At 68.1% G+C, this 18,728-nt stretch carries 15 protein-coding genes and 1 pseudogene; 9 read left to right on the plus strand and 7 right to left on the minus strand.

Features of this window, described 5'->3' with window-relative positions:
• The 8 genes and pseudogenes from Q1N79_RS09910 to Q1N79_RS09940 all read left to right on the plus strand — a co-directional run.
• The coding region (locus Q1N79_RS09910) for an FtsX-like permease family protein (RefSeq protein ID WP_300607211.1) at positions 1-2,217 on the plus strand (2,217 nt) is incomplete at its 5' end.
• Positions 2,214-4,925, plus strand: a complete 2,712-nt coding sequence (locus Q1N79_RS09915; protein WP_300607214.1) for a hypothetical protein — start codon at positions 2,214-2,216, stop codon at positions 4,923-4,925. The genes Q1N79_RS09910 and Q1N79_RS09915, both read left to right, overlap by 4 nt.
• 14 nt (positions 4,926-4,939) lie before the next feature.
• Complete coding sequence (locus tag Q1N79_RS09920; protein ID WP_300607217.1) at positions 4,940-5,872, plus strand: ABC transporter ATP-binding protein; 933 nt, start codon at positions 4,940-4,942, stop codon at positions 5,870-5,872.
• Positions 5,873-6,026: 154 nt separating this feature from the next.
• Positions 6,027-7,055, plus strand: coding sequence for an NAD(P)-dependent oxidoreductase (locus Q1N79_RS09925; protein ID WP_300607220.1), 1,029 nt, complete (start codon positions 6,027-6,029; stop codon positions 7,053-7,055).
• 13 nt (positions 7,056-7,068) lie between these two features.
• Positions 7,069-7,752, plus strand: a pseudogene (locus Q1N79_RS30635) (Scr1 family TA system antitoxin-like transcriptional regulator); the annotation flags it as partial.
• A gap of 106 nt (positions 7,753-7,858) precedes the next feature.
• Entirely contained in the window at positions 7,859-7,960 is a 102-nt protein-coding gene (locus Q1N79_RS30640) for a DUF397 domain-containing protein (RefSeq protein ID WP_367185052.1), read from the plus strand.
• Between the two features lie 371 nt (positions 7,961-8,331).
• Positions 8,332-8,607, plus strand: coding sequence for a helix-turn-helix domain-containing protein (locus tag Q1N79_RS09935; RefSeq protein WP_300607226.1), 276 nt, complete (start codon positions 8,332-8,334; stop codon positions 8,605-8,607).
• Between the two features lie 27 nt (positions 8,608-8,634).
• Entirely contained in the window at positions 8,635-9,357 is a 723-nt protein-coding gene (locus tag Q1N79_RS09940) for an IS630 family transposase (protein WP_300607229.1), read from the plus strand.
• Between the two features lie 205 nt (positions 9,358-9,562).
• On the opposite strand, the gene Q1N79_RS09945 is transcribed toward Q1N79_RS09940, so the two are convergent.
• On the minus strand, positions 9,563-10,618 hold the full coding sequence (locus Q1N79_RS09945) for an IS110 family transposase (protein ID WP_300607232.1): 1,056 nt from the start codon (positions 10,616-10,618) through the stop codon (positions 9,563-9,565).
• Positions 10,619-11,354: 736 nt separating this feature from the next.
• Between Q1N79_RS09945 and Q1N79_RS09950 the strand changes: the two genes are divergently transcribed.
• Complete coding sequence (locus tag Q1N79_RS09950; protein ID WP_300607235.1) at positions 11,355-12,323, plus strand: sulfotransferase; 969 nt, start codon at positions 11,355-11,357, stop codon at positions 12,321-12,323.
• Between the two features lie 257 nt (positions 12,324-12,580).
• Here the strand turns inward: Q1N79_RS09950 and Q1N79_RS09955 are convergent, their stop codons facing one another.
• The 6 genes from Q1N79_RS09955 to Q1N79_RS09980 all read right to left on the minus strand — a co-directional run bounded on the left by Q1N79_RS09955 (position 12,581) and on the right by Q1N79_RS09980 (position 18,602).
• Positions 12,581-13,369, minus strand: a complete 789-nt coding sequence (locus tag Q1N79_RS09955; RefSeq protein ID WP_300607237.1) for a glycoside hydrolase family 26 protein — start codon at positions 13,367-13,369, stop codon at positions 12,581-12,583.
• A 116-nt stretch (positions 13,370-13,485) separates the two neighbouring features.
• A complete protein-coding gene (locus Q1N79_RS09960; protein WP_300607239.1) occupies positions 13,486-14,661 on the minus strand; it encodes a glycosyltransferase family 2 protein in 1,176 nt (391 codons plus the stop codon).
• A 1,917-nt stretch (positions 14,662-16,578) separates the two neighbouring features.
• Positions 16,579-16,836 carry a type II toxin-antitoxin system VapC family toxin gene (locus Q1N79_RS09965; protein ID WP_300607242.1) on the minus strand — a complete coding sequence of 86 codons (258 nt, stop codon included), beginning with the start codon at positions 16,834-16,836 and terminating at the stop codon, positions 16,579-16,581.
• Entirely contained in the window at positions 16,833-17,063 is a 231-nt protein-coding gene (locus Q1N79_RS09970; protein WP_300607245.1) for a hypothetical protein, read from the minus strand. Before Q1N79_RS09970 ends, Q1N79_RS09965 begins: the two co-directional genes overlap by 4 nt.
• A gap of 103 nt (positions 17,064-17,166) precedes the next feature.
• On the minus strand, positions 17,167-17,712 hold the full coding sequence (gene rfbC / locus Q1N79_RS09975) for a dTDP-4-dehydrorhamnose 3,5-epimerase (protein ID WP_300607248.1): 546 nt from the start codon (positions 17,710-17,712) through the stop codon (positions 17,167-17,169).
• Complete coding sequence (locus Q1N79_RS09980) at positions 17,709-18,602, minus strand: class I SAM-dependent methyltransferase (RefSeq protein WP_300607251.1); 894 nt, start codon at positions 18,600-18,602, stop codon at positions 17,709-17,711. The genes rfbC and Q1N79_RS09980 overlap by 4 nt, the downstream gene beginning before the upstream one ends.
• Between the last annotated feature and the right edge of the window lie 126 nt (positions 18,603-18,728).

Below are 18,728 nucleotides of genomic sequence, written 5' to 3' on the forward strand. Positions count from 1 at the left end.
AGCCGCCGTTCGCGGTCGGTCGCCTTGTCGGCCGGCCTGGGCAACCTGCGCCTGGACGGCGCCGCGGGCGGCATCACCGCGCTGGCCTGGCTGTCGGCCCTGGCCATGCTGGTGCTATCCGCCGCGGTGCTGTCCTGGCCGGCGCTGCACGCCCCGACCCCCGGTGCGGCCAGGCTCCGCCGCGGCCGCCAGGCCCGGCTCGCGACGATCGCCTGGGCGGGCGGCGATCTGGCCTTGGTAGCGCTCGCCGCGGTGGCGGTATGGCAACTGCGCGGCTATTCGGCGGTCGCGCATCCGGCGGCGGGATCGCTCGGGATCGATCCGGTGGTTGCCGTCGCCCCCGCGCTCGCGCTGGCCGCGGTGGCGCTCATCCCGCTCCGCGGGCTGCCGCTGCTGGCCAGGCTGGCCGACAAGGCGACCGACCGCGAACGGCGGCTGGCCGCCGCCATGGTGAGCTGGCAGATCGCCAGGCGGCCGATCCGCCAGGCGGGCCCGGCCCTGCTCGTCGTCGTCGCGACGGCGACCACCACGCTGGCGCTGGCTGGCTATGCGAGCTGGCGGCATTCGGCCGCGGACCAGGCCGCCTTCGCGGTCGGCTCGGACGTGCAGGTGAACTCCGCGGCCGCGCTGGCGCCAGGCGCAGCCGAGGCGATCGCACGGGCACCTGGTGTTACCGCCGCGACCTCGGCCGGCGTCGCCAGCATCGGCAACGGAGGCCAGTTGATCGCGCTGGACGCGAGCACGGCGGGCAAGACGATCCTGCTCCGTCCCGACCTGTCGCCGCTTCCGCTGAGCGCGCTGTGGCAGCGCATCACCCCGTCGCAGTCGTCTGGGCTGGCGCTGCCCGGCAAGCCTTACCGGCTGGAGGTCGTCGCGGCCCTGGGGGCGGGCCCGCGCAGCAGCGCGGCCGCGGTACGGAGGGATCTCGGGTCAGTCACAGTCACGGCCTCGATCCAGGTGGCCGGCGGCGGCGTCTACCAGATACCCGCCGCCGGGAGCCTGCCCGTCGACGGTCGCCCGCACTCGCTGGTCTTCACGCTGCCAGGTCTGGAGCAGGTGCGGCTGCTCGGGCTCACGTTTACCTATGTCCTGCCGCCGTACGACCCGGCCAGCCCGGCGTCGGCCCAGACCGCCAGCCTCACCGTCGATTCGCTCGCGGTAGCCGAGACGGCCAGCGGCCCGTTCGGCAGGCCGTTCTCCTACGGTGACGTCCTGCGGACGTGGTCGCCCACGGGATCGTCGCCGGTCGTCCCGATAGGGCCGCCGAACGCTTACGGGCAGAACCCGCCATCGGACGGGGCACCGCCATCGGTCCGGGGCTGGCGAGGCGTCGCCGGGGGCGGACAGCGGCTCACGTTTACTCCAGGACACGATCCGTCCGTGGAGGTCCAGCTCGACTACGGCTTCAATCCCACGTCCGCCATTGCGGCGATCGCGGTCACGGTGCCACCGCCGTCCCAGGTCGTCCCGGCCATCGCCACCGACGGTTACCTGGCGGCCAACCGGCTCGGCATCGGATCGGCCATCTCGGTTCAGGTCAACGGCTCCCCGGTCACGGTCCAGATCGTGGCGTCGGTGGTCAACTTTCCGACCGTCTTCGGAAACGGCGGGGCGCTGATCGTCGACCTCGGGGCCGTCAATGACGTGCTCGTCACGGAGGGGCCGCCCTTGCCGGTGACTCGCTTGTGGCTGCGCACCGCTGACGGCCAGGTACCGCGGCTGCCGGCCGGCCTCGGCCTGTCTGTCTCCGGCCTCGCCAGCCAGCAGGCGGCCCTGCTCGGCAACGCGCTGCTGACGGCTCCCCGGCAGGCCATGCTGGCCATCGGGGCGGCCGCGGTGCTGCTCGGCGTGCTCGGGTTCTCGATCAGCGTCGCGGCCAGCCTCCGCTCGCGGCGGACGCAGAGCGCGGTGTTCGCCGCGCTCGGTGTGGGGAAAAACGCCCAGGCCGGTCAGCTGTGCCTGGAACAGTGCGCGCTCAGCCTTCCGGCCGCGGCCGCGGGCCTGCTGGCGGGGATCGGCCTGGCCCAGCTGATCGTGCCCGCGCTCACCCTGACCGCGGGTGCGACGCAGCCGGTGCCGTGGGCCCTGGTGATAGTGCCGCTTGGCCTGGCCGGTGCGCTGGCCCTCGTCACCGCGGCCGTGCCCGCCGCCGCCGCGGCCCTGACGGTGCTGCGCAGACCCGACCCGGCGGCACGGTTGCGGGCGGAGGCGGGATGACAGCGCTGTGGCTGCGGCCGCGCGCCGCCTGGGTGACGCTGACCGGCACCGGCGCCGTGGCCAGTGTCGCCTTCGCCTTGCTCGTGTTCGCCGCCGTCCTGGCCAGCCTGGCGATCCCGCGCGAGAGCGTTGGCTTGCGCGACGGGGCGCTGCAGCGCGTGATCGCGGCTTCGCAGCCCGCCGACCAGACCGTCATCGGGATGGCGGGTGAGACGTCCATGTTGGACGAAACCGGGCAGGTGCTGGCCACTGACATCGCGGCGATCGGCGCCTCGTTGCGGGCGCGGCTGGCCGCGGGCGGGGTGCCGGTCGTCAGCGACCCGCCCGCCTGGGCGGGCCTGACCACAGGCTTCGTGCCGGTCAGCGGGGCAGCCCAGGCCGCCGGGTACGGGCAGCCGCAGTTCGAGCTGGCCTACCGGACGGCGCTGGCCCGCTACAGCCATATCGTGGCCGGACGGCTCCCGGTCGGCGGCTCGGTGGCCGGGCAGCGGGCCGTGCTGCAGGCGGCCGTGACCAGCACCACCGCGGCCAGGCTCGGGCTGCGGGTAGGCGACCGGCTGAACGCGGGGCCTGTGCAGCTGGTGGTCACAGGAATCGTCCGGCCTGCGAACCCGGCTGCCGCCTTCTGGACCCAGGATCCCGCGGTGGCCAGGCCCGCGCTGTTGGCAGGCACGTCGGCTCAGCCGCCGTACTGGATCGGGGCGGTCTTTATCGGCCCCGGTGCGCTGCCGCTGATCGAGTCCAGGTACGGCACCAGTGAGATGCAGGTGATCTGGGCGTACGCGACCGCGCTCGGCCGGCTCACCGCGGGCCAGGCCAGCGGGGTGGATGCCAGCGTCGCCAGCCTGGTCTCCTCCGGGGCAACGTTCCTGGTCCCCCGGATCAAGAACCCGGTCACGGTGACGATCGACTCGCAGATCCCCTCGATCCTGTCGCCGTTCGTCGCCGGGGAGAGCGCCGCCGCCCCCGTGCTCGAGCTGCTGTACGTCAGCCTGGCCGTCATGGGGGCGGTGGTGGTGCTGCTCGGCGCCCGGCTGGTCGCCCAGCGCCGCGCCGCGGAGTTCACGCTCATGCGTGCCAGGGGCGCGGCGCTGTATCAGCTCGCCTGGCTGGTGCTACGCGTCAGCGTGGTCATCGCCGCGGCCGCCGGGGCGGCGGCCGCGGCACTCGCCATCGGCCTGACCCCCGGCGACGGCGACGCGGTGGGCTGGTGGCTGGCCGGCCTCACGATCGCCGTGACCCTCCTCGGCCCGGTGCTGATCAGCGTGGTCCCGCAGCGCGTGGCGGCGCCGGTCACCGGCCGGGCCGGGGGCCGGGCAGGAGCGCGCCGGGCAGGCGGCCGTAAGCAGGCGGCCCGGCGGATCGTCATCGAGACGGCGCTGGTCGCCTTGGCCGTCGGCGGGCTTGTCGTGCTCAGGGACCAAGGCGTGAGCTCAGGAAGCAGCGGCCTGTACACGAGCGCGGCGCCGGTGCTCCTCGCGGTCCCTGTGGCGGTCGTCGTGCTGCGCTGCTACCCTCCGCTCGCCCGCGAGCTGGCCCGGATCGCGGGCCGCTCCCGCGGGGTGGTCGCGTTCGTCGGCCTGACGCGGGCTACCCGTACCCCGCCCGGCACCGTCTTGCCGTCGTTCGCCCTGGTGCTGGTGCTGGCCATGGTGGCGTTCCCTGACATGGTCGCCGCGTCGGTAACCCGCAGCCAGGTGGCCGCATCCTGGCAGCAGGTGGGCGCCGACGCGATCATCTCGGCCCCGCCCGGTCAGGTGATCACCCCGGCGCTGCAGCGCCAGGTCTCTGCCGTCCCGGGCGTCGTCTCCACCGCTACCGCGGTGCAAGACCCCGGGTCTGTGCCCGCCGGGTTCGAGTTGTACGTGATGTTCGTCGACCCGGCCCGGTTTGCCGCGGTGCTCGATCAGGCGCCCGGCCCCCGTTTCCCGCTGGCCGCGCTGTCGGGGAAGGCCGGGACGTCCGCGACCTTCCCTGCGGTCGCCACCCCCGCCGCCGCCCAGCTTGTCGGCACCGCGCCGACCTACGTCACCGTGGGGGCCAGCACGATCCCGGTCCGGCTGGCCGGACGGATCGGCAGCGTCCCCGGCGCGACCACGGACGCCGTCGTCGTGCTGCCAGTTCAGGCACTCGGGCCTAATCCGCCCGGGCCGGATCTGATGCTGGTCGCCGGGCCCGGGCTGGACGGGGCGCGGCTGAGCGCGGTTGTCGCCCGCGCGCTGCCAGCCGCGGTGGTGACGTTGCGTGCCACGGCCCTCGCCGCGCTCACCACGGCGCCGGTGCTGCAGGCGGCGCAGACGGCCCTCACGCAGGGACTGGCTACCGCGGCCGGATTCGGCGCGCTGGTGCTGCTGCTGTCGCTGCTGCTCACTGCGGGGACCCGCGAGATGACGCTGGCGGGCCTGGCCACGATGGGGCTGCGGCGCTGGCAGGCCCAGCTGATGCTGGCGGCCGAGACGCTTCCCCCGGTCATAGCCGCCGCCATCGGCGGCGTCGCGTGTGCCTGGCTGCTCGCGCCGCTGGTCGGGCCGGCGCTGAACCTGGCGGTGATCAGCGGGACCGGGTCGGCCATCGTGGTGACTCCCGCCGCATTGCCGCTGATCGTTTCCGCGGCCGGGCTGGTGCTGGCCGCGCTGCTCGTCCTGGCCGTGCAGGCCCTGATCACCTACTACCGTGGCGGTGCCAGGGCGCTGCGGATCGCTGACTGAAGGAGGCCCGGCACATGACCCAGCCCGCTGGACATATCCCGGAGGAGCAGGCCCCCACCGGTGCGGACGGGATGATCGTCTGTGACCGGCTGGTCCGGATCTACTCCGGCGAGGGCATCGAAGTGCAGGCCCTGCAAGGGCTGGATCTGCTGATCGCCGAGGGGGAGCTGGCCGCGCTGATCGGCGCGGCGGGCAGCGGCAAATCCACGCTGATAAACATCCTCGCCGGGCTGGACACACCGACCGCGGGGGCGGCGTGGGTGGCTGGCCACAACCTGGGGACGATGACCGCCCAGGAGCGGCTCGCCTACCGGCGCAGCGTCGTCGGCTTCATCTGGCAGCAGACGTCGCGGAACCTGCTGCCCTATATGACCGCCCGGCAGAACGTGCTGCTGCCGATGCGGCTGAACGTGGTCGGCCGCCGGGAGCGGCGGCGGCGCGCCGATTTCCTGCTCAACACCCTCGGCATCGCGCACTGCGCCGACCGGACTCCGGACCGCATGTCCGGCGGTGAACAGCAGCGCGCCGCCATCGCCACGGCGCTTGCCAATGAGCCGAAGCTCCTGCTGGCCGACGAGCCCACCGGCGAGCTGGATTCCTCCACCGCCCAGGACGTCTTCTCCGCCCTGCAGACCGCCAACACCGAGTTCGGAGTAACGATGCTGGTGGTCACCCACGACCCGGCGGTGTCGTCGCAGGTTCGCCGGACGATCGCGATCAGGGACGGCAAGACGAGCAGCGAGACGATACGGCATGCGGCCACCGACGAGCGCGGCAACACCACACTGCACGCGCGCGAGTACGCGACGCTGGACCGGGCGGGCCGGGTTCAGCTGCCGCGCGAGATGACCAGGCGCCTGCGCATGCGCAAACGGGTCGAGTTGCAGGAGGAGCCCGACCACATCGGCGTCTGGCCAGACCAGGCCGCGGATCAGGACCGAGAATAGCCGCACCCCACACCGCAAGTGGCTCTTTTCTGGGTCTCCGGCCACGCCGGCGAAGCTCGCAGAGCATCAATGTCCCCGCTTTTCCGGTCCGTTCCAAGCCTGCCCGGGGAGGGCGGTTCCGGCTCTGGCACGCTTGAGGAGGACGGAGGTTTGCATGGACGAGGTCAACGTTGCGGTGATGGCTCCGATCCTGGGGCGGGACCTGTCGTTCGTGAGCGACGTCGATCCCCGGGTCCGGGTCCTGGACGCCAACTTCGCCGTCCCGGGCAGGCGGGCAGGATCGGGCGGTCCGGCGGCGCCCGATTCCGGTCGGCTGGCGGCCATTCTGGCGCAGGCCGAGGTGCTGGTGGTCGGCTACCCGGTCCCCGGTGACCTGGCCGCCTTGTCGCCGCGCCTGGTGTGGGCGCATCACACCCAGGCCGGGGTCTCGAACCTGGCCGGGACCGACCTGTGGGACTCGAGGGTCACCTTGACCAGCAGCCGCGGCGCGGTGGCGGCCACGGCCATCGCCGAGTATGCGCTCGCGGCGGCGGCGCACTTCGCCCGGGGCCTGCACGAGGCCACCCGGCAGAAGGCCGCGGGCCAGTTCACCCGGCATGGTTACCAGATGCGGACGCTGGCCGGGGCGACGATGGGCGTCATCGGCCTGGGCGGCATCGGCCAGGAGGTGGCCCGGCTGTCGCGTGCGGCCGGCATGCGGGTGATCGGCACCCGCCGTTCGGTCACCGCCCCGCTGCCCGGCGCTGACGGGGCGGACCTGGTCCTGCCGGCCGGCCGGATCCTGCAGGTGGCCGCCGACAGCGACTTCCTGGTCGTCTGCGCTCAGCTGACCGCCCAGACCCGCGGCTTCATCGACGCCCCGGTGTTCGCGGCGATGAAGCCGGAAGCGGTGCTCATTAACGTCGCCAGGGGCGAGGAGGTCGACGAGGACGCCCTCGTCGAGGCCGTCACCGCCGGGCGGATCCGCGGCGCTGTCCTGGACGTCTATGCCGGCGAGCTCGCCGGCCGGCCGCCGCGGCCCGAGCTGACCGCACTGCCCCAGATCCTGCTGACACCGCACATCTCCGCCGGCGGCGACACGACCATGGCCGAGCCCCTGCGGCGGCTGTTCGCAGGCAACCTCCGGCGCTACCTCGACGGCCAGCCCCTCCTCAACGTCGTCGACCGCGCCCGCGGCTACTAGCAGGCGCGCCTATGCCGGGATTACGCAGCCGGAAGCCGCGCAGCGGCTGACGGTGTCCAGGTCGCTGTATCAGAAGGTTGAGGCGTGTGAGCGGAAGCCGCAGCGTGAGTTCGCCGCGCAATGCGATGTGCTGTTCGGGATGCCCGGCGTGTTCGCGCGGATTTACCGGGACATGATTGCCGGGCCTTATCCGGCGTGGTTCGGGCCGCGCGTGGTGCATGAGGACCGCGCGTCGGTGATCGCTGACTGGGGACAGCGCGGGATTCCGGGGCTGCTGCAGACCAAGGCGTATGCGCGGGCGGTGATCCGCGCGTGCCGCCCCTATGACCGGCCGGACGCTCTGGAGCAGACCGTGCAGGCCAGGCTGGAGCGCCAGGAGATCCTCGGCCGCGACAGTCCGCCGAGGCTGTGGGCGGTGATCGCCGAGGGGGTGCTGCGGCAGTGCGTGGGCGGGCCGGAGGTGATGCGCGAGCAGCTGGACCACCTGGTCAAGATGCCGGGATCTCCGCAGGCGGTTATCCAGGTGCTCCCGTTCACCGCCACGGACGCGCCAGGCGCGGACGGCCCGGTGGCGCTGTTCGAGTTCGAGGATGAACCGCCGGTGGCCTACTTGGAGGGATGGGATGCCGGCCGGGTGGCGGAAGAACCCAAGGAAGTGGCGGTCATCTCCGCAGCGCTTAACATGATCATGAGCTGCGCCTTGTGCCCGCAGATTCACAGCGGCTCATGGCAGAGATCAGAGGGTGAGGACATGGCTGGCGAACCGGTGTGGCGCGTGTCGACGTACTGCCGCGCGCGTGCTCATGGTGCGGGACACCAAGGACCGGGCGGGGGCGGTGCTGGCGTTCGCCCCGGAATCGTGGCGGCGGTTCGCCGCCACGATCAAGGAGTCGTCGCGGGCCTGAAGACTTCCAGGTGCGCGTGCGCCCCGTCACCCGGCAGGGTGGCGGGGCGTTTCCGTGTTCCGCAGTCGTGTGCGGCTGCCCTGCAGCTTGGGCCGTACGGTAGCGCGGGCCAGCTGCCCCCGCATGGGTTTGGCGGCACTGGCGAGCCCTCCCCCCTGCGGTTTTGATCTTGGTCATTTGCGAGGCTGCTTACTCCTGAAGTGCAGGAGATGCTTGAGCCTATGTTGGGATGGGTAGAGCGCTTTTCCAGCGACGATAGCGTGGAGGATGTTCGAGACTCACTAGTGCCCCGTCCAGGAACGTTCTTCGTGTAATTGATCTTTAGCCGTGTGATTGTCAGGCTGCTTTCGGGTGAGTTCTCGGAGGTAGCCATGGGACGTCCGCCAGGGGTGTTCGTCCGGCCGGTCACGATGACCGAGGGGCGCCGGCTGCAGCGGATCGGTCGCACGTCCAGGGACCCGGTGAGGCTTCGCCGGGCGATCGTGGTGCGCGGGCTGATCCACGCGTTCAACGAGACCGGGTTCGCGGCGCTGAACCCAAAATGGAGCGGGGGCAGGCCGAAGACGATCAGTGAGCACGCGCGGCGGCAGATCTGCCTGCTGGCCCGGTGCTGCCCCCGTGACCTGGGCCTGGTGTTCAGCGCGTGAAGTTTAAGCAAGCTCGCTGAGCACGTCGTGGCCGCCGGGATGGTCGCCTCGATCAGCAGGGAGAGCATCCGGCAGATCCTGCGCGCGGCCGGGATCAGCTGGCAGGCCGTCAAGACCTGGAAGGCATCGGCTGATCCGGACTTCGCCGCCAGGCTGCGCCGCGTGCTGGACCTGTACGATCACCCGCCCGCCGAGGGGCGTGTGATCTGCGCTGATGAGTTCGGGCCGCCGAACCTGCAGCCGCGGCCCGGCCGTGCCTGGCGGCCTGCCGGGCACCCGGCCCGGCTGCGCGCCACTTACCACCGCACCGGCGGCGTGCGGCACATGCTCGCCGCCCTGGACCTGGCCACCGGGAAGATCACCTACCGGATCCGCGGCCGCAAGCGCCACCAGGAGTTCCTGTCCTTCCTCAAGCTGCTGCGCCAGCGCTGGCCAGCCGGCAGGCTCTACCTGACTTGCGGCAACTTCTCCCCGCACAAGCACCCCGAGGTCACCGGCCGGGCCGCCGCCGGCAACGCCGGGCTGGTGTACCTTCCGGTGAACGCCTCCTGGCTGAACTGGACCGAACCCGAGTTCACCGCCTTGCGGTACTTCGCGCTCAACGGCACCGGCCACCGCACCCACACCGGGCAAGGCGACGCGATCGCCGCCTGCCTGCGCTGGCACAACGCCCGCGCCCAGCCCAGGCACAACTTCGCCCCCGGATCAGTGATCCGGACCTGGACCAGTTACCAGAACAAGGTTGCTTGACGCGGCACTATAGATTCTCAACGGCGCGGGTTACGAAAGGCTGCGCGATCGGGGCGATGCCGGCTGCGAAACCAGCGAGGTGGCCGGACGGGTCGTGGAGGCGGCGGAGGGGGTGGGGGTATGCGGTGGCATATGCCCGTTTTATCCGGATATTCCGGGACCGGGCAGGGCGCCCGGCGGCCCCGGTTTCCATGACGCTCCTATGTCAAGCGGCTTGCGGGGAAGGCTGGTCGAGGCGCCAGGCGCCGGCTTGGAGGGCGCGGTAGACGATGCCGGACAGGTGGCGCTTGAGGACGCGGAGGGCTGCCTTGCGGGTTTCGCGGACCTGGGTGGCGCGGCGTTCCGGGAGGGCTCTCGCGCCGTCGTGGCAGCGGGCCTGGGTGAGGGCGGCGCGGTGCAGTGCGGCGTTGACCTGCCGGTTGCCGCCGCGGTTGAGGCGGTGGACGTCGCTGAGGGCGCTGGAGACGGGGATCGGGGCGGTGCCGTTGTGCCGGGCGTAGGCAGCCGGGCTGCGGAACCGGCGGATGTCGCCGGTCTCGCCGGGGATCCGGGCGGCGGAGACGACGCCGGCGCCGCAGATGGCCGGCAGTTCCGGGCACAGCGCGCTGACCGGGGCCTGCAGGTCCCTGGTCAGGACGGCGATCTGCGCGGAGGCCCGGGCAACGTCGTCCAGCCGGGACAGGGCGACGCGCCGGCCGGCCGGTCCGGGCAGGGCGCGCAGCCCCGCCTCCAGCAGGGCGCGGCCCTTCGCGCCGGTCAGCGCCCGGGGAGGCGGCGCGAGGTCCGGGTCCAGGTCGTGCACGAGCCAGCGCAGCCGGTTCATCACCCGGGTCCGCTCCGCCACCAGGTCATCGCGGTGATCCGCCAGCCGCCGTACTTCCAGCACCTGCCCGTTGAGCCGGGCGGCGGGCAGGAACACGTCCTCGCGCAGGCAGGCCCGCGCGTTGGCCAGGGCATCGATCGGGCCGGACTTGCCCCGCTCGCGGCCCCCCGACCTGGTCCCGGCCATCAGCCGGGCGGGGATGAACCTGACCTCCTCCCCGGCCGCCAGCAGCTCCCGCACCAGCCCGGACGCCGCGTGCCGCACGTCCTCCACCGCCCACAGCCGCCCGCCCGGCTCCAGGTCCCGCGCCCAGGAGATCAGCTCCCGGTACCCCTCCTGTCGCGCCCGGACCGTCTTTTCCGCTATCTTGCGGCCCAGCTCATCCGCAGCCGCCGCGGTGCGGGCCTGCTTGTGCGGGTCTACTCCGAATACCATCATGACCAGGTGTCTCCTCACGCTCACAGTTGCCGTGGAGGCGCCCGGGCCGGGACGGCGGGCACATCTCAGCTGAGGCAGCAGGCCAGGCTCCTTATCAAGCCACGCCGCCCCGGGTCCCGGGCACACCGGGCCGCCCTGGACAAGTCATGAGAAAGCCACACCCGCACCAGCAGGGGACAGATCATGGGTGAGTCACCAGGCAGCCCGCACCCGCCATCATCTAGCGGGCACCACAAAGCCTGACACTGAGATCATGGGTCGGAAGGGGCCCTATACGATCCCATTTGATCTATTATCATGCTCAATGCTGGTTTCCGGGAGGTCTTATGCGTCAAGGGTAACACGATACAAGATCACGCGGAGCCTCTGGAAACGGGCAGGGGATCTTGGTCGAGACCTCTTGTACCGCGGGCTCCGCGGTACCCGGGGATCTCCAGTTATGCCCGGGTACCTGCCCAGATGGGGGTTATGCCGCGAGTGACCGGCTCATACTTGCTGAGAAACCTCATTGACAATTGGGACTAGTCCCCTTAAATAACAACAGATCGCAAGGTGTTCTCTCATATTCCGCCCCGGGGGGCTGTGGCCGGTGCTATGGTGTGTCACGCACAGCAAGAGCCCAGTCACTCGCAGCGTCGCAATGAGGCCAATAGGCCGAATTACTGTTCACCTCCACGTGTTGGTTCGATGCATAGGCCTGAAGGAAATCCAGCGGGCGGAAGGTATGAAATCCAACATGACAAGTGCGTATCGGTCGAAAATCGCCCCACTGATTCCCGAATTCGCGGTGCCGCTGGCGCGGAGTACTTATTATTTCGCCCGGAGTGTAAGCACGGAGGCGCGGGCAAGGCTCATGCCCGTGTCGGCGGCCGACGACTTTTCACCCGTGTTCATCGTAGGCTGCGGACGGTCAGGGACGACATTGCTTGGCGAGCTCATCGCCAGGCACCCTCGGGTCAAATTCATCTGCGAACCGTATGACCTATGGGCCGCGGTCCACCCGGCTACAGACTTCCTGCAGATCTATAGGCACGGCGAGCACCACTGCATGCTGGATTCGCGTGCGGTGACCCAGGACACGAGAGTACGTTTTCAGCGGGTTATGTCGCCGCGATGTGGTTTAACTCTTGTGGAGAAGAGCCCTGTTAACGCACTTCGCCTCGGGTTCCTGGACGCCATAGCTCCGAGCGCCCGGTTCGTGCATATCGTGCGCGACGGTGTCGATGTTGCGCAGTCGATCGAGCGGAAGGCCTCAGGGGCTAGGCGCATGGCGTTCGGTCCGCCGCTGAATAACTGGTGGGGCGTAAGCGGCGCGAAATGGACCGCCCTTGTCCGAGACGGAAGAGAAGCCGGGTACTACCCCGATGAAGTATGGCATCTGACTACAGACGAGCAGCGGGGTGCCTATGAGTGGCTGGTATCCGTCCGCGAGATAAATGCCTGGCAGTCGCGGCTAGACCCGCGTCTCCTGGAGTTGCGGCTCGAGGACCTTGTTAGCGAGCCCAGAAAGCAGCTGAAGTCTGTGGTTGACTGGCTAGGCCTATCCTCTGGCGATGAGAGGTGGCTGGATCGGGCCATCGAGCTGGTCCGCCCTATATCGAATGATTACAAGACGGAACTCATACTGCCGGATCAGATGCGAGCAGACTTCAATGAACTCCAGGAGAGTTACCACTTCAAGGGGCGCGCGACAAGCGACGAATGACACACCCTTCTCGGGCCAACTAAGTGCGCAAGTCAGGGGTGGTTAGCACACGTACACGGGGTGACTTTTGCCGCCGCTGTCTCCCGGCTTGTGCAACGCATGGTCTTACTGGCGATCGGATCGACTGAGGGACTATATTATTATGCCAATTGTTGAACTCGCCAAACCCACCGAATCATGGCTCATCGTCATTGTGCAATTCCACTTATGTCTATGACTGCCGTCTTGCTAGCATGACTGGACATGGTTATAAGGGCTCATTTATATTTTTTCACTGCTGCCCGGAACGCGGCCAGTGCCGTCGGGTTATCCTCGAGCCTCCAGTCCTGGTGGTAGATCCCGTCGTGCTGCGCTTGGTCGAACCAGACGAAGCCGACCAGGTGGTCGGCCTTCACTCCGGCGAACAGCTCCGCTATCTTCGACGGGCCGGCCACAGGACCTGTTGCGGTCTCCGAGATTAGCACAGGGTCCTGTGTGAACGAACGAATTTCGGCTACGGTGCGTCCGAACACCGAGGCGAATGTCTCAGATGCAAAGTAGAAGTAGCCATCAATTCCCACCCATGTCACGTATGAGGCCCCAGGCCACCAGTCACGGAGGTCAGCTTTCTCCGCGGCGTTGACCGCGTTCACGGTCCACAGCCAGATCACATTCCGGGCGCCCTGTGCGCGGAATAGAGTGACAATATGGCGCCATGCCGCAACCCATTCCGATGGCGGAGTATGTCCACGCCCCCATTGGTACCAAGTACCATTCATCTCTGGTGCGAATCCGATAACCACGGGACCACCGAATTTCCGTACCGCGTCCGCGTAAGAGCGGAGATAAGCGTCATACTTGCCCGCCGCGACCGATGCCATAGTTGCCTGGCCCGGGTTCACCTGGACAAGCGGGAGTGCGCCATGTGCGGCCACCTCATGGGCGAATTCCGTCCAGAATGGGTCACCCCACCCTCCATACCAGAGCACGATGCGCGGCTGAATGCCCGTCGCGGCGGCGAACTTCTCTACGGGCGTGTATGAGAGGGGAACGCCAGGCTCGAACACACCTGTCAAAACGGGCGCGGAAGCGGACACTGCCGACGGGGGAGCCGAAGTGGCAGCGCCCGAGCATCCAGCAAGCACGAGAACGATACCGAGACCGCAGAGCGCAACTCGGCACTTCATGCCTGCGCCCCCACCTCCCTCGTCTGCCAGCGGTTATCCTTCAGCCGCGTCAACGCGTAATAGCGTACCGGCATGAGCAGGAACAGGTTCAGCAACACAGCTATTGGAGTGCCTACAGCCAGCGAGATGAGCTTATCCCGCCGGCTCATGCCTGGGCGCCCGGCCAGATACAGGGCCGACAATGCATAGCGAACTGCCAAGTAGGAGCCGAGAAACACAAGCGCCGCCAGCGGGTGAGCTAGCCGCCCGTGAATCCCCATCATCCACGCGAACGCCGTCCATCCGAGGATGACTGGGGCGATCCCGAGCTGCACCAGCCCATATGTCGGGGATATAAGCTGTTTCAGCGAAAGCCGGGCATAGGCGAACGGCACCATCCACCACCATGACCTTGCCCACCGCAGCCGCTGTCGGAACGTCCCCTTCAGCGTGGGAGGCATATCTGTGTCAACCCTAGCCTCCGCCACGCCAACGACGTCGCCGCGAAGTAGCGCCCGCATTGCCAGCCACCGGTCATCCCCAGTTCCGCACTCCACCGCATATTCTTCTAGATGGTCGTACAGGATCTCCGAACGGTAGATGGCCAGCGCCCCTGAGGTGGTCTCCAGTGCCCCAAGCATCGACCGGGAGGCTCGCATCATGACGCACGATCCGCCGATATCTATGTCTGCCGCCCTGGCTACCCAGGACTCTGCATAGTTCCGGATGTACAGCCATCCGGTTGCAGCCTGAACGCGCCTGCTCGACATGGCCCGCAGGAGATGCTCGAGCGCGTCCGGGTACGGACGGGAGTCAGAATCGACCGTGACTACGAACCGGTGATCGCGTCGGCTGAACTGACGTAGTGCGGTAACGTGAGCGCCACGCTTGCCCTTATTCTCCTGCCTGATCCATGTCACTCGCGGGTCTGCGGTCGTCGGCACTACCGGGACGACTGAGCCGTCGTCGACGACGATGATCCGGTCGGGCGGGCGGGTCTGCACAAGTAGGCTCCGCACGCATGCGGCGAGGCTTTCCGGATCCTCGTTGTAGGCGGGGATCAGCGCTAGAACGGGACCCGCCGCGACGGGCAGGCGAGTGAACCGGCGACCCTTCACGAAAGAGATGAGGCAGGCGCTGATCACCGCCGCGCCAAGCATCCAGTATGCGATCAGGATGACGCTGACCGGCAAGCCGGACACCATTACCGCAGCGCCAGCGAGGATCGCAACCGCACCTGCAGCGGTTATCGCGCGGGCTGCCTTCGTCCCCGGCGTGTCGCCAACCGGTAGACGCCTAGACCCCCGATGATAAGTACTGCCGTCGCGGCGATTAGTATTGCCACCACGGTCTGTCCCACCGCTAGGGCGCCCGACGCCGCTAGCACCGCTCCTGCGCTCGCCTTCCCATACATTGCTCTCCTCCGTGATCGGCTCGAGGATTCTCCTGATATTCGCGCTGGCTTGCTGCTCGCCTATCCACCTCAGTTGCTCCAGCCCTGCGATCTGGGAAGCCAACGCCGAGGGGGTGTCGGAGAGGTGACTGGCTACTTTTCCGCTTCCACTAGGTCCGCGTTCGCGTACTGCGGCATATGACCTTCGCGCAGCTGTGGACTCTGACATACCCTGCCCGGGCATGTGAGCTGGCCGATTTGCGTATCTGTAACTATCGGCTCTAGAAGAAGAGAGAGGCCGTACTTGCCTGGTAGCCGCATGATGACTCAAGGACAACGACCGAAGCGTCTCGATTCCCGCGATTTGAGTTGACGTCTCGGGCTCGTGATACCTCGGGATGTTTGGCTCAATGACTCCTGAACTCACCGTGAACCACCGTCGACCAACATAGACTTCCTTGCTTTGGCTCCCGCCTGAGCCGACTCAACGGCACCCTGGCAAATCGTTAGTAGTGGCACGCGGACCGCCCCTCCGGTGTGTCAACAGCGTTAGCCAGCTCCGCTCCCCATGGTTTAGGGAAGCGGTGAATAGGAGAAATCTCCCCGTTACGTTTGGGCATCGCATCACTAGTACGACGCATCACCTTGCATCAAGGTTTACCAGCTAGTAACCTTGGCCGAGTTACTTCTGCGGCTACCCAGGCGTAGTGCTCCGATAGCAAGGCCGAGAACATCAAGCAGTATGCCTGTGATCTTTCGACAAGTCCAGCAGTTGGCCCAGTCGCCTTGGTCAAAATTTGTCACAATTCCATTCTGCAGTGGAGTCTGTCGTGATGTGTTTACGATTCGTGTTCCTGGTTGAACATAGTAGCCACAGCGTGACCACCCGGCGTCACACTAGCGGTCGGTGCATCTGGAACTACGAGCCTGGTGATCGAAACCACAATCTTGCCTGCTTCCAGCAACCACGCCCTGCCCCACGGCGATCGCGCACACGGCCTGCTCCTCCGCTATGCCTGCACCCACTCTGGTTCCCGTTACAGAAGTATGGTGATGTGCGTCGCTGTGATCACTTTCCGCGCAATAAGTCGGACAAGGTCGGACAGCCGGAAGCGCCGTCTTCCTCGTCTGCTCCAACCACCGATATGCACCCTCGGCTGTGGGCCGATAGCTACGCGGCCCGCCAACATCTTCGTCTGCGCTCCTACCTGAACCATCGCCACCGCGATCTCGGCACCGGCTACTACGAGCAGCGCGAGCGCACCAGGCGCCGCGCGAGCAGCCACGTCCGCAGTCTCGAGCCTCGGCCAGGGCCTGTCCCAGTAGCCACCCGCCCCCGCCGCCCAGCTCCACTGGTCACGCTGGCGACGTCGGCACCAGGCCACCGCCCGAGCCTGCCACTACCGCCGACGCGCCCTCGCACCCGCATGATCACGAAGTGTCGCTGGAGTACTAACTAACCCGCTGCGCGAAACACCCAGGTAGCCGACGGCACCAACCGCCGTCGGCTCTAAAGGCACGCCCGGCTGAGGTGGAGTTTTTGGGTTAGATGATCGGCTGAAAATCGCTGAGAAAACTTCATTGGAGCAGGCGGATGGTGCATCGCGGTCCGGAAGCATGGGCTAGGCGCTGATCAGCGGTCAGCAGCTCGCAGCGCAAGGCCTCGGCGAGCGCAACGTAGACGGAGTCATGCACTGTCACGTTCGCGCGTAGCTCATTAGGCGCGGCGCATAAACCGGAGGGCGGGATACCGGTCTATATCGAGTTGCCCGAGGTCATCGACCGCGGCGGCGAACCTTTGATCGGAGACCGTGCCCGCGATCCACCGCTTGCGCAGCACCGCGACAGTCTCGACGTCGGCAAGGTCAGGTGCGGCGACGTCACCGGCGTTGCGGAACTCCAGCCGCGCTCGCTGGCCGTCGCCGCCGTCATCGCCGACAACGTTGGCCAGGACCGAAGCATCGAGGACGATCAACGCCCGGACCGCTCCTCGCCGAGGTCCTCGACAGCCTGGCGCAAGCCCACCTGACCCCCAGTGTGGCGTTCGATGCGGTCCAGCACCTCATCAATGCTCGGCCGCTCGGCAAGCCGGCGCAGTTCGCTGGTGAGGAACTGCTGCAAGGATTGGCCGCGCCGCTCAGCCCGGCGCTGCAGAGCGGCGAGAACGTCATCGGGAACGTCTCTGACCAGCAAGTTCCGCATGCTTACATATGCTATCATTCTTGCCCGCGGACAAAATGCGGGACGGGCGGAGTGGCGCGGGCGGGGCAGGCGCGGCGGCTCGTTCCGGTTGAACGCGCTCAGTTCAAAGCAGTGTCAGCGTGGCCGCGAGCGGCGGTGCATTCCTGTCCCGTCCGGACATGATCGTGACGGGGAGCGGCCATGGGATGGCGAGTTCGGGGTCGTTGAAGGCGATCGATACGTCCTCGGCCGGGTCGTGCGCCCGGTCGATCCGGTACGACACGTCCGCCGGGTCGGTGAGCGCCTGGAATCCGTGTGCGCAGCCGGCCGGCACGTAGAGCGAGACGGCGGGCGTGTCGCGCAGTTCGAAGCTCTCCCAGTTCAGATAGGTGGGAGAGCCCGGGCGCAGGTCGACGATGACGTCGAAAATGGCACCGTAAGAACACCGGATCAGCTTGGCCTCGCCTGCTCCGCGGCGCAGGTGCAGCCCGCGTATGACCCCGCGCGCCGAGCGCGAGGCGCTGTCCTGGATGAAGCCATCCGGATCGAGTCCGGCTTCCCTGGCGATGTCCGCGTCGAACGTCCGGGAGAAGAAGCCCCGCTCATCGGTGTGCGGCACCGGCTCGAACAAGAGCGCGCCCGCGATGCGCGGGACAGGGCTAACCTTCACGAGCCGACCGCGCCGCCGCTGGCGGGCTCTAGGTGGGCCCACAGGTGCCAGCCCATGAGGGTCTGGCCGGGCAGGCCGTGCACCGGGAGCGGCGGCGCGTGCATGAAGCGTTTGTAGGTGCGCGTCACCCGGAACGACGGGAAGTCGCGGGAGATCCGCTTGCGGTCATACACCAGGGCGTACGGGTTGGCCGGGCCGTCGGTGTTGTAGTGCGTGAACTCCGCAAGCCGCAGGTACCGGCCGAGTCCGATTTTCCTGGCGTTGGCGATGTGCGCGCCGAGCATGCCGCCCGCGCCGTCACCGGACTTGATGACACCCATGCTGGCCAGCGGGTACCCGGCGAGCACGGCCGCGCGGCGGATGAGGGCGATCGACACCAGGTAGTTCAGCGACCAGCGGGCGTACATCATGATCACCAGCTCGCCACCCGGCCGCAGGACCCGGTGGATCTCCTTCTCGGCCTGGCTGATCTCGGGCACGTGGTGCAGCACGCCGTGGCTGAACACCATGTCGAAGGTGTTGTCCGCAAAGGGCAGCTCGAGCACGCTGCCCTGCCGCAGGTCCTCGAAGGGAAGGTTCCGCAACGTCAGCCGGGTCCGGAGCCTTTCCACCGACTCGGCGGTCAGGTCAACGCCGGACCAGAGCGCGCCGCGGCGGATGAGGCTCTCGGAGTCGGCGCCTTCGCCTAGTCCGATCTCAAGGACCCGCTTGCCGTCCAGGTTCAGGGCGTCGAAGCACATCAGCAGGTGGCTCTCGGTCCGGTACCGGAACCGGTCATAGTCGGTGAAGAACTTCTCGTAGTCCCCGCCGAAACGCTCCCGCAGCCCGCCCACCTGGGCGTCGCCGCACGCGTGATGCTGCCAGAAATCCTGGACCGTCTGCTCGTCCATCAAATCCCTGCCCGCTGTGCTGACATCGCCCGCCCCCTAGCCAGCTGCCAAGACCCCAAGCGGTCGGCAGGTAGTAGTTTGTCATACCTGATCATGCCGTTGCCTGCTCTGATACGTCTCTGATAC

It is taken from the genome of Trebonia sp., from assembly GCF_030042015.1.
Lineage (GTDB): Bacteria > Actinomycetota > Actinomycetes > Streptosporangiales > Streptosporangiaceae > Trebonia.